Consider the following 12,960-nt stretch of genomic DNA (forward strand, 5'->3'; position numbering starts at 1 on the left):
TCTCTCAACCAGGCAAGATTACCAATCAAGGCGGAGGTCCTTCTGCCGCCGATCGTCCCGTTAGCGTTACTTTCGAAGGCACACTCACCGGAGCGCGGCTGGCGCGGGTGATTGGAAAAGGCAGCTCGGCCGAAACACACCATCTCGTGCACGGCACCCGGTCCAAAGTGATACTCTGCCTCTGAGTGTTTCGAGCGCTGAGCTGTAGGCCTGAGCGCTCCCTGCTCGATGTCCGCTATGGGTCGGTTTCGGACGTCCAGGCCGGCCGCACACCTCATGTCCGCTAAGGGTGGGAAGCGGACATTTAGCCGCCTCGCTTTTGAACGTGCTGGCGTAATCGCATGTGCCAACGCTACCCGTATCGCCACAGGCGTCCTTGCCGCCCCCCCAATAGCAACTAGCCGATCTACGAGCCTGACAAGGTCTGCTGTCACCGGAACAGTCCCATAACGCAGCGCTGAGTCGTGCACCAGGAGTGCAGGCGCTCAACGCTGCAGCAGCGGCCGTTCGGCGTCGCCGACAATGGCAAAGGCGGCCCAGTAATAGGGGTGCGACGTGTTCGCATCCTGCATCAACTGGACCTGCGCCGCCCGCAACGCCTCGCCGGCGGGCGTGCCGCCCGCTGCACTGAACAGCCCCGTGATCAGTCGCTTGGTCGCATCGTAATCGTCCGGCACCGGCCAATGGCTGGCAATGACCGCGCGCGCGCCGGCGCCGACAAACGCGCGGACCAGACCGTCCAGCGCATAATTGCCGCCGGTGGCGACGCCTGCTTCCCGGGTGGCGCTGACGGTCGCCATGCCCGCCGTGTCGCATGCCGACAGGATCACCCAATCCGCATCGATCTTCAGGTCATAAACTTCCTTGAAGCTGAGCAGACCGTCCGACCCCGGCCCGCCGAACGAGGTCAGCAGCGCCGGACGGGCGGGGCACTCCGGTCGCGGCGCCGTCACCAGTCCGTGCGTCGCAAAGTGCAGCACGCGATAGTCGCGCAGGTCGGGCCGGCCGACGATGTTTGTGTCGGCAAAGTCGGCACCGGTCAGCACCGCCGCCTGTTGCGTGCCGAGCGCCGCGCGCGCGAACTGCAACTCCGCCGCCGAGATTGGCTTGTTCCAGGTCTCGAGCGGCCAATCGCACGGATCGTTCGAAGCGGGCGTGCTGGTCGACAGGAAGGAAGCGGCAGTGAAGGGCGGCGCGTTCTCGCCCAACCCGAGATATGCGCGCTTGCCCGTCGAAGGAGCGACTTGCCGCACATCGGCGAAGGAGCGAGCCGACACGGCCGTGGTGACTTCTCGGTCCTTGCCCAGCCAGGCAACACCGCGCATGTCGAACTTGTCGGCATTGGCAGCCGCGATCCGGTTCAGATAGGCATCCACGCCGCCCTGTTCCGCCACCAGCAATGTCACCGGCAGCTGAAGCAGGGGACCATCCGGCTCGAAGATCAGGTGCTTGACGCCGGTCAGCCCGTCGGCGCCGATCGGATCGAACAAGGTCGCATAGAGCCGGCGGGCGCGCACCACGTCGAACGGCGTGGTAACGAGTTCGCCATTGTCGAGCTTCACGATGCTGTCGCGCAGCCTGGCCACAGTGTCGCCGAGTTGCGCGGCATTGGCGGCAATCCTGACGGCACGGCTCCGCTCCGGCGTCGCGAACACCGCATAGGCATCCTGGCCGACTAGCCGCAGCTGGTAATAGGCCTCTCCAGGCTTCAGCGTTTTCTGCAGCTCCGCAAGCGTGAGAGTCTGGGGTGAAAGGACACGGTAGCGCGAGTATTTGCTGAGGCGGGATTGAAGCGCAGTCTGGTCTCGCTCAAGGTTCTTCAGCCGCTCGCGCGCGGTTGCGAGCGCAATGGCAGCCTCGCTGCCCTCGTCCGGAGTTGCGGCAGCCATGTTCGCGACTTCGGCCGTCTGCCTGACCACTTCGCGCGACTGATTGACCGCCTCGCGGAACAGCATCGCCGCCTCGTCATCGCCCTCCGACAGTTCGCGGGCGAGGACAGCCTGGGTCTGCGCGACGCCCGGCCGCACGAATACCTGGTTGGCGGCGAACATTGCGGATGCGGCGTTGGGGTCATTGGCGGATCGCGCGGCGAGAAGTCGAAAATAGGGAGCGAGCGTGTCCCGCATCGCCGCTGCCGCACCGGGCACTCGCTCGCTCTCGGTAATCACGGCGGCATAGAGCGCGACAGCCTCGTCTTCGCGGCCGGCCCGCCCGTAAAAGGCTGCCAGTCGTGCCTTGGCCTGAAGCAGGGCGGCCGATTGCGGATAGCTCTCCTCGAGCAGCGTCACCGCCCGACCAAGCGCCGCCGCGGCCGCAGCAGCGTCGCCGCCCATCTCGCGCACGATCCCGGTCTCGCCCGCGATTTCGGAGCGCATGAAGGCGGTGGAAGCGACCCGGCCCTGCCGCACGCTCGCTAGCGCCGTCTCCGCCTGGGCGAATGCACGGAGCGCGTCGGCATAGCGCGCCTGCAGGCGCAGCGCGATGCCCTCGATCTGCTGCTTCTGGGCATCGAGGATCTGGGCCCGCTCATAAGGCTGGAGCCGGCTGTCCAGCCCCGCCGTGCGGTTGAGGGCGGCGTTGGCGCGGTTGATCTCCTGCGCCAGACGCGGCGTGATCTCAGCCGCGCTCAGCGCATCGGCCGCATAGCGGTCCACATCGGCCACCGGACGTTGCAGTTCTTCGAGAGCCTTGGCGGGTCTCTTCTGGTTGATCTGGTGCAGCGCGCGGAAGTTGCGGAGCAGGCGCCCGGCGATCGGGTCGGCGGCGGCTCCGCGTCCTTCGGCCTGCTCGAATGCTGCCGTCGCCGCAGGGAATTGGCCGAGGTTCGACTGTTGCAGGCCCTGGTTAACCAGATATTCGGTCAGCCGGGGCGCCTCGCCCATTCCCGCCGTGCGCTCGTACAAGGTTTGGAAGAACTCGGCCGCTTCGGCATAGCTGCCTTCGTTGTTGCGGGCATAGCCCTGCTGCAGCGCCCCTTCCGGATCGAGGGCACCGGCCTGCACGCGAGCAAAAGCGGCGGGATCCCCGGCAGCCGTGACAGCCACCTGCACTTCGCCGGTGACCGGCCGGTCAGTGGCAATGCTGGCAAGCCCCAGCTTCAGCGCGGAATCATAGCCGGCCAAGCCTTCGGCGGCGTAGAGCGTTTTGCCGCGGACCAGAGTATAGGTGCGGTAGCGGAGCTTGTCCTCGCCTTCGCATTCCACGACCTGTGCTCCGGCAAGGCCCGGCATATCGGCTGCCTGTGCGGCATCGCAGCGGCGACCGGCGGATGCGAGCCGGGCTCCGTCGTCGCCCTTCAGCGCGTAGAGCGAGCCCACCGGCGCCGCGGCATCCCGGCACACGATCGCATAGCCACGGTCGAACATGTCCTTCAGCTTCGCGTCCATCGGGCGGAGCTGTGCCGTGCAGCTCACTCCCGAACTGCCGATGCGGAAGGATTCCCGAATGCTGAGCGGCTCGCTCGGCGCAGCCGTCAGGGGGCCTGCGAGGATGGCGGCGCCGCCCAAGGTGAGGAGTTTCGACCGGATCACTGTTCGTCTCCCTGCGACGGCTCTTCGGATGCAGGCGTTTCCCACAGGCTGGGATTCCCGCCGCCGCTGACCGGATCGGTGACGATCTGGTCCGGAACCAACGGTGCGGTATCGACTGCCGTGACGAGGTTGATGGTCGGCAGCTTGGTAACCTCAGCAGGGTCGTTCTCGGACGGACCGACAGGGGTTAGGACCTGCGCCTCGAAGAAGTCCGGAATCTGGACGAGAACCGGGGCAAGTTCCTCAGTCGGCTCTTCGGGCTCCGGCTCGAACACGACGCAGCTGTCGCCTGTTACGAGACAGCCATTGATGGTGGAGCTTGGCACGAGGCGGATCGCGCCCTCTCCGGCAGCCAAGGTGATCAGGCCGCGTGCGCCGGGGCCGTCATTGCCTTGGACGCGGCCATAGATGACCAGGTCGAGATTGCCGGAACCGGTGCGGTTGCGCACCACCATCGACTGGCCGGCGTCGAAGCCGCCAAATTGCGTCGCCGTGCCGCTATTCTGGATCACGGCAAGGTCGCGCGCGGTCAGCTCCAGGCGCCCAGCGCGGACAAAGCCTTCGGGACGTGGCGTTTCGGCGGGCGCCGCCAGCGCCTGGTCGCGTCCCGCGAAGTTCGGGTTGGACTGGAGCTGCTCGGCGATGCTGGAGTTTGTCACGACGATATTGTTCGCCGTTAGCCTGAGCGTTCCGGCGGGATCGCTTGAACCCGTGATCGTCACGCTGCCACCCGCGTCGGTCAACACGGCCAGCCGGTCACCAGCTTCGAACGACACGCTGTTGGTCGAGCTCGCATTCTGCACCGCGAAGGCACCGTTCACCACTATGTTGCCGGCGCTGCGGATCGTCAGATTGGGCACCGACGACGCCTGAAGCGTGGCGGACCGTACCGTCACGAGGTTGGAGGCTTCGATTGTCACATTGGCGGCCCTGAGCCCCTGCGCCTCGGCACCGCTGATCGAATAGCTGCTCTCGAACTCGGAACCGCCGAAGCTGATGGTGCGGCCCGGCGTGGCGAGCAAGGCAAGCTGGTTGGTGTTGGCTCCACCGAGGCGGGCACCGTTTGTCAGAGCCAGATCCGCGGAAGTCAGCTTGATGTTCGGCGCGCTCACATCGCCGCTGAAGCTGATCACCGAGTCGCTGGACAGCACAAGGTCCATGCTGCTCGACACGCCTCCGAGCGACAGCGAACCGCCGCTGTCTAGCAGCAGCCGCTCGGACGCGGAGATGGTGCCGGTGCTGATCCCGCCGCTCGCCGCCAGCGCGATATTAGCTGCGGACACCGATCCGCTGAGGTTGATCTGCCCTGCCAGGCGCACGGGCGTCGCGGTCGCAAGCGTTGCCGGATCGAAATTGGTGCCGAAATCGTCGATGCTCTCCAGACCGGCGAATGCAGGATCGCTGTCGAGCACACTCACATTGGACACGAACAGGTTCCTGCCGGCGCTCACGCCCGTGGCGGTGACGTTGGACGTGGCAAGGACCAACAGGCTTTCCTCCGCCTGCAGGCTCCCGACGGTCAAGCTGCCTTGCTCGGACGCGATACCGACCGAGGTGAGGCCGCTCACATTGCCCAAGGCGATGCTGCCGGCCGCGCCGATCCCGATCAGGAATGCATCGCCGCTGGTGTCGATCCCCGAATAGAAGTCGCCAGTCGTCACATTGCCTGCGGCGATGCTCCCCAGGCTGCGGATGCCGATCGTTTCGGCCTTCAGATTGCCGGTCGCGATCTGGCCCGTGCCCAGATTGCTCAAGTCGATCGTCGCGCCCGCAATGTTGCCGGTCAGGAGCTGCCCGCCTGAGAAGACCTCGACATCACCGGAGACCGATCCCTGGTTGCCCAGCGCAGCCGTCAGGTTGCCGGCCGCAATGGCCCCATCGCTGACGATGAAGATGCTGTCGCCCGCGCTGATCTGACCCGTCTGCACCGAAAGATCGCCGATCAGCGATGCAGAGGAAGCTGTGGTGACGCTGCCGGTCGCAAGGATGCCCGCGGCCTGAAGGAAGACGTTGCCGAACTGGTCCGCATCGATGCCGGCGAAGAAGTTGCCTTGGTCCACAGTACCGAGCGTGACGTTGCCGCCGCCAAGCACACTGATCGACTCGCCCTTGATATTGCTGGCGACGACGCCGGCGGTCGCGAGGCCATCCTGATTGTCTCTGATGTCGACAAAGACACCCTGCACAGCCCCGACCGTGACCCCTTGCGTGCCTTCGACCGACACATCGCCGAGGATGAAATTGGGATCGCCTGTCCCCGCGCTCAGGTCCCCCGCAGTGACGGTAGCCTCCGAGCTGAGGAGAATGCTGTCGCCAGCGGTGACGTTCTTGACCTGCAGCGTACCGACGCTCAGTAGATCGACGGTTCCCCCGGCGGCGATGTTTCCGACTTCGATCCGACCCTGCGCATCGACCCGGATCGAGCCTGTCAGGTTGTAATCGGTCTGGGTGACGAAATCGCCACCGAAGCTCGCAAAGAAGTCGCTGTGGACGTCGAACAGGCCGGGCGTCGTGCCGACTGGCGGCGGCGTCAGCGATCCAGTGGCGCTCAGCGACAGGCTGTCGGTGCGCACCACGCCATTGTCGACGATGGCGAGGTTCAGGTCCCCAACCACCGAAATGTTGAGCCCGGTTGCGACGTCGAGCACCCCATTGTCGACGCGGAGAAAATTGTCCGAACCCACGGCCGGCGCATTGTCGCCGGTGGCGAACATATCGAGACTGCCGAGCGTCGCATCCGCCTTGCTGACCTGAACCTGCACGAAGCCGGCGGTGGTTACGCCCGGCGTGCTGCCGAACCCCGGGAGGGCGCTGGCGCTACCGGTATAGGAATTTGCCGTCAGCGACCCGCGTTCGGTCCGATTGAACCGGTTGGTGGCGAGCAGCGAGATGCGGCCTGCGGTTGCCGCACCGCCCGCGCCCTGGGTCGTCCCGTCGCCCCCCGCGCCGCCGAACGCACCCGCGTTCAGGGACACGTTCCCGGCAGTCACCGGAGCCCCTCGGGAAAGGAGCCCGGCGCCGCCAGCAGTTCCCGCTCCGCCCGCGCCACCAGCGGCGCCGCTGCCATCGCCGCCCTGGCCACCCAGGCCGATGCCGATGATGGTCACGTCCCCGAATTGGGCCGAGCCGCTGTTCCCGGGCGTCGCAGGTCCGCTGACCGTGCCGACATTGATGCCGGACCCGCCGATGCCGGCGCCGCCCTGACCGCCGACGCCACCGGCGCCACCGTCACCGCCCGTTCCGCCTTCGCCTTGCGCGAACAGGATCAGCGTGTCGATCTTGAGCGTGCCGCTGCCCGCCTGCCCCACTGTCTGGCCCGCACCGCCGGTGCCGATGCCGCCGGCGCCTCCCGCGCTGCCGCTAGGACCGTCGCCGCCATCTCCTCCGGTTCCGCTCACGTCGATCGCGACGGTTCCGAGCTGGATCGAACTGGCTGCGCCGACCGGCACGCCGAAGCGTCCGCCGGAATCGCTGATCACGAACACCGTGCCGCCGGTGCCGTCGCCGCCGGCTCCGCTCACCGCGCTTCCGAAGGTCGCAAAGCCACCTTCGCCGGCTGCTTCGAGCGAGACGGTCGCCGCAGCGGTGATGGACCCGCCTGCCGCGAAGATCTCCGCGTCCCCACCAATGCCGGCGCCGCCTTTGGTCGCGCCCGAGCCGCCGAACCCGCCTGCCACCATGTCGACGGCATCGGTGATGGTCACGGTGCCACCGGTAACGGCCAGGAAGGCGCCGCTGTCGAACACATTGTTGTTCGGATCCGAAGGCCTGCCGCCGCTGCCCTTGCCGCCGGTTCCCCCGGCGAAGTTGCCGCCATCACCGCCATAGCCGCTCGCATCCAGCCGGACGAAGCCTCCAACCATCGCCTTGCTGCTGCTGGGCCCTCCGAAAGTCCCGAACCGCGCTTCGCCGCCAATCCCCTCTCCGCCCACGCCGTTGCCCGACAGGGCGTTGCCGCCGACACCGTCGGTGAAGATGTCGACATCGCCTCCGACCGTCAGCACACCGCCTTCCGCCTGAGCGCGAGCACTGCCGCCTTCTCCCTTGCCGCCGATGCCGCCGCTCGCCGCGCTGGAGTCACCTCCGCGGGCATTCGCGTCGAGATAGAGCTCGAACCCGTTCGTCTCGACCGACCCGCGGGCGACCAGTTCGGCCAGTCCGCCGAGCGCGGTGCCGCCGGACAGGTCGCCGCCGCCTGTGTTGTTGCCGGCAGAGGCCGTAGCGGTGATAGACATTCCGCCGGTGGTGCGCACCGTGCCGCCACTCTCCACCACTATCACGGCCTTGCCCGCGATTGCGTCGCCGCCGTCGGCGCCGCTGGCGATGACGAAACCATTATTGGCGTTCGCGCCTAGGAAGATCTCTGCGGCTTCGAGCAGGCCGCTCCCGATGGTCGCGAAAGCGTTGCCCGCAGTCCCCGTGCCGCCCGTCACACTCCCTGCGCTGGTGCCGGAGCCGACTCCGCCGGAAAACGCCGAACTGGACAGAGTGAAGCGGTCTGCCAGCTTTATCTGGCTGTTGCCGTTGGAAGTGAAGGTGACCGGCGAGGCCGTTGCCGCGCCGCCCGAGCCAGACAGGCCGGTACCGGATTTGCCCTGCCCGCCCTGACCGCCAAAGGCATTGCCATCCAGGGTGATCGACCGGCCGTTGATCATTGCGCCGGACGCGGCATTGAAGCTGACGCCCGGGCCCGGCAGACCCGCGCCGCCGGCTCCCCCCGGAGACGTAGGACTGGAGCCGGTGCCGCCGCCCCCGCCCGCAGCGGTCGCGATGAAGCGTGCGTCACCATTTGCGAAGCTCAGCGAGCCGCCGACGACGCTGGCCTGGATCTTGCCGGCTGTCGCGGAGCCGCCGGCCCCGCTGGCGCTCCCGAAGCCGCCGCTTCCGCTCGCCAGCAACTGCAGCGAGGCGGGAGTGGAAAGCGAGGTGCCCGGATTGACGTTCAGCCGCGCCGTGCCGCCGATGCCGGAACCGCCGGAAAAGCTGCCGCCGCTTCCGCCCTGTCCTCCGCCACCATCCGCGCGCAGGTCGGCGCTGTTCAGCATGATCGAAGTGGTCGCGCCTCCCGTCGTCGCCGAGAGATCGATGGCAGCCGTCCCGCCGGTGCCGTTGCCCGCAGCGCCCGTGCCGGTGCTAAAGGCGTCGCCTTGCGCGGACAGAAACGTGTCCTTCGCCGTGATCGAGCCGCCGCCTGCTCCCGCAAAGAGGCGCGCGAGGCCACCGATGCCGCTTGCCCCGCCCGAGCCGCTGCCATGCGCGTCGACAAAGGCGTTGTTCGTGATCGAGATCGTGCCGTCGTCGACCACCAGCAGTGCCTGCCCGCCAGTACCGCTGTTGCCGAAGCCGAAGCCGGTGGCACGGGCGTTGAGATCGGCGCTCTTCAGCGACAGCGTGCCGCCATTCGTCGCCAGGATCTGCGCCTTGCCACCTAGGGTGGTCGCGCCCGAGGAAGGCCCAATGCCGATCGCGTTCAGGTTCACCGTCTGGGCGGTGATGGAGGAGCCGGCACCATTTGCCTGGAAAAAGGCGTGGCCGCCGGTGTCGACATCGAAGCCGACCGGGAAGCCGCGGCCCGGGTAGCTCGACGCGTAGATATCCAGCTGATCCTGGAAGGTCATCACGCCGCCATTGTTGGCAAGCACGTTCGCCTGGCCCGGCGCGGTGCCGAAGGCGTTCACCACCACCCGCTTGGTGGCGGTGAACGGCGTGCTCGAACTGTTCGTCAGGCTCGCGATCTTGCCGGAATAGAGATACGCCTCTTCAAGGAAGCCGGTCAGCACATTGGCGTTGGTGGAGACGACATTGGTGTCGCCGCTTGCCTGAGCGATCAAGGTCGAGGTGATCTTCGATCCCGCGGAGTTGCCGCCCGCGAGGCTGATTGTTGCACTCAGCGCGGAGTCCGGCAGCGTGTCCACTCGGTTCTCGACATTGCCGAACCCGTTAGTGGACAAGCTTCCGCCCGCCTGGAGATATATGGCGCCGTTCTCGACGCCGGCCGAGCCCGCCACGTCGAAGCCGAGGTCGCCGCTCGGCGCCACCAGCATGGTGATTGCCGTGTTCTTCGGCACTGCGACCATGAAGATGCCCTGCAGATCGCCGCTACCGGTGCTTGCGGGACCCGTGGTCGAGCCTTGGTGGATCAGCGGAAATCCGGTCGGCCCGTCGGAGCCTACCGTCACCGCGACGTCGAACAGGCCCTGCGAGAAGGTCAGGTTCGCCTCCTCCGCCGCCACATAGGCCGCCGAGCCATTGACGCGCACGGTGCCATTCTGCTGCACCACGGGCGCGACGAGCGCGACGTAGCTGCCTTCGGGCGATGCCTTGATCTGGGCGCCCTGCTGAATGGTTATGGCCGCGTTGCTGCCGGCAGCGCTTTCGAGGATGAAAGTGCTGGTAGAGCTGATCGTCCCGGTCCCGCCGGTCGGATCGCCGGTCGACAGCAACAGGCTGCCGACGTCGAATACGGCGCCATTGCCCAGGATGACGCCGCCTGGGCTGTAGAACCAGACGCTGCCGCCTGTCACCGGAGAAGCGCTGCCGACCAGGCTCTTTACCGTGCCGTTGAACTGAACCGCGCGGCTGGGATCGGCCGGCACGATCCGGTTCAGTACGGTGAAGCCGCTCAGTCCGTTATAGGTTACCGTGGAGCCAGCATTCTGAAAGTTGATCGCTCCGCCGCCGAGGCCGGTATCGCTTGGCGTGAAGTCGATCACCGCCGTGGGCGAGTTTATCGTGTAGGTCTCGACATTGGGCGTGACGCCACGATTAAAATTGACGCTGCCCGACGCGATCGTCGGGTCGGGCGCATTGTAGGCGAGCGGCGCGGTCTGCGCGTGTGCGGGCACCGCCAATGCGGTTGCGAGGGCAAGGACCGAGGTGCTGCCGACAATGCGGCGGTTCGGGCGTGCGGTGCGGGTCGTGAGCATATACGCGCTCCTCAGGGCAGCAGCTTGGTCGTAAGCGAGACAAGGAAGCGCACGTCGCCGCGGCGGTTCTGCGGCCCGGCGCGCTCCAGCGGCACCGCGAGCGTGGCATCGAGCCGCGCGCGGCTGAACAGGCCGGAGCGGACGCCCGCGCCGACCGAGGTCAGAGTCTCCGAGCGGCCACCTTTTTCCCAGACGCGGGCCGCGTCGGCAAAGGCGAAAGGTTGAAGCGTGATCTGGCGGCCCCCGAACGGCGTCCATTGCTCGACCTTGAGCTCGGCTGCGAGCCCGAGTCCGTGATCGCCGATTACCGTCCCGGGGTCATAGCCGCGGCCTATCGTATAGTTGCCGCCGGAAAAGCGTTCGAAGCTCAGCAGCCGGTCGAACGCATATTGCCCCCGCGGCGCGACGGAGAAGCTGAGGTTGGGAGCCAGCCGCGCCTCGCCATAGGCGGACATCCGCGCCAGCGTTGCGGTGCGATCGCCGAAGGCGCGGGGCAGGAGACTGCGGGCGTCGAACAAATCGAGCCCCTGGCGCAGCTCGACGTTGGCCGCGGCCCGCCAGCCAGGCGCCGCCCCCAGCCGGGGATCGGTCGCATCGACGTCCAGGCGAACATAGGCGACGCGCAGCCGATCCCGGTTCAGGAACGTGCCGAGCGACTTCACTTCCTGGTTCACGAAATCGAGACCGAGCGCCCCGCGCAGATTGGCCGCCTGGGTCCGCAAAAACGGATAACCGGCCTCGAGATTGGCGAAGAGCGTTCGCGCCTTGACCGGAAACGGGTTCCCCTGCGCGTCGACGATGTCGGGTTCGGTCCAGGCGTAATTGAAGCGGCTGCTGATGGTGAGCCCCTGCCCGCCGATCCGGAAATCATGCGCCAGCTGCAGGATCTGCTGCTCGTCGAAATCGGCCGTCGAGTAGAAGGCGATGCTGGTGCGGTCGCCGAGGCCCGTCAGCCCGAAGAACTGGGCCCGAAGCTGCGCGCCCCAGGGCCCGGTGTCGCGGCCGGCAAGGTTCTGGACGTTCAGGTCGACAACATAGGGCGTGCGGGTGACGGTCACGTCGCCAACCACCTCGCCGGGCCCAGTTCCCGCCGGGCGCAGCGTCAGCCTCACGTCATAGCCGGGCAGGTCGCGCACCAGCAACAGGCTGCGCTCCGCCTCGATGCGGTTGAACACCTCCTGGCGGGTCAGCGGCTCCAGATACGACGCGATCAGCCGCTCGGCGCCGCCCACCTCGCCGCGCACCCGCACTGCCGCGAGGCGCGCATAAAGCACTTCGAAGCGCACTTCGCCATTCTCGATCTTCTGCACCGGCACTTGGACGGCCGCGAGATAGCCGCGGTTGCGCAGCAAGGTCGCCGCCGCATCGCGGATATCGCAGACGACGCTGATCGGCCGCTCTTGCGCCAGATAGGCGCGATAAGCGGGGGCGAGCTCCTCGGGAGAGACGCCCTTGAGGTTGTTGAACACCGCCGCAGTGACGGTAACCTTCAGATTGGCGTAGGCGGGGTCGTCGAGAGGACAAGGAGCGCGTTCGATGCCGCCATCGACACGCACGCGCGGTCCCGCCGGCGCAGGTGCGACGGGCGGCGACACTTCTTCGCGTGTGGGAGGCACGACCTGAGCCGATGCGGTGACCGCCGCCAGGCTCGATCCGAACAACGTTACGACGCGCACAAGCCTGAGCGAAACGCCCACACTTCCCCCCTTATGAACCGTTCCCTTGAGGTTCGCGCGCCCGATCGAACCCGGTGCACCTTTGCGGTGTCTTCAATTCTTAGAGACCTATCGGGGCCTCAGCGCAAGCCTAAACCGCTGAACCAGTTCAGCAATCCAGCGGCTGCTTGCAAGTCGCTACTTAGAAACGGAGACAAGGGCTAGCCGAGCAGCCAAGGCAAGCATAGCCTAGATCAGGACAACAGCACCGCTTGCGGAGGCGATGCTAAGATCGGCGCCTATGGGCGCTTAGCTGACGTGAGCCCAATGTCCGCAATGGGTCGGAAGCAGCCGTTCCCGAGTCTGGGTCCAAGCGGCTGCAATGGGCGCAACTTCGCCCTTGCGATGCTGGCGGAACATGAGGGCCAGTCCCGCGTCGAGCCCCACCTATGAAGATAGATGACGAGATCAGCGCGCAGTCATGGAGCTATGGCGACGGCGATCTCCCGCTTCTTGGCGAGTTGTACCGCCCTCCGACAGAATCGAACGGCGCTGCCGTTCTCGTTGTACATGAAGCAGACGGCATTGGCGGTAACGTGCGCGAGCACTGCAGGCGGCTAGCCAAACTCGGCTACATTGCCGCGGCGGCAGACATGCATGGTGAAGGCCGCGTCCTCCAAGGGGACGAGATGCACGCAGCTCTTGCGTCATTCCGAGCTGACCCGGCGCATCTCCGTCGCCGGGTGCGCGCTGCCCTAGACGCGCTCTGCGAGCTCGATGGTGTGCAGGCCAACCGTGTTGCCGCGATCGGGTTCTGCTTCGGCGGCATGACAGTTCTGGAGCTTGCGC

At 66.8% G+C, this 12,960-nt stretch carries 4 protein-coding genes; 1 reads left to right on the top strand and 3 read right to left on the bottom strand.

All coding sequences use genetic code 11. The annotated features are described in order from the left end of the window. Nucleotides 1–485: 485 nt before the first annotated feature. From VGT77_RS12880 to VGT77_RS12890, 3 genes are read right to left on the bottom strand one after another with little or no spacing between them, the layout of a single operon-like run. A complete protein-coding gene (locus VGT77_RS12880; protein WP_327463194.1) occupies nt 486–3,530 on the bottom strand; it encodes a CHAT domain-containing protein in 3,045 nt (1,014 codons plus the stop codon). After that, a complete protein-coding gene (locus VGT77_RS12885; RefSeq protein ID WP_327463196.1) occupies nt 3,527–10,456 on the bottom strand; it encodes a hypothetical protein in 6,930 nt (2,309 codons plus the stop codon). Before VGT77_RS12885 ends, VGT77_RS12880 begins: the two co-directional genes overlap by 4 nt. Before the next feature lie 11 nt (nt 10,457–10,467). Continuing rightward, nucleotides 10,468–12,153, bottom strand: a complete 1,686-nt coding sequence (locus VGT77_RS12890) for a ShlB/FhaC/HecB family hemolysin secretion/activation protein (RefSeq protein ID WP_327463198.1) — start codon at nt 12,151–12,153, stop codon at nt 10,468–10,470. Nucleotides 12,154–12,560: 407 nt separating this feature from the next. Between VGT77_RS12890 and VGT77_RS12895 the strand changes: the two genes are divergently transcribed. Further along, on the top strand, nt 12,561–12,960 hold a 400-nt coding region (locus tag VGT77_RS12895), incomplete at its 3' end, for a dienelactone hydrolase family protein (RefSeq protein ID WP_327463200.1).

Source organism: Sphingomonas sp. (assembly GCF_035944535.1).
In the GTDB taxonomy this organism is placed as follows: Bacteria; Pseudomonadota; Alphaproteobacteria; order Sphingomonadales; family Sphingomonadaceae; genus Sphingomonas_B.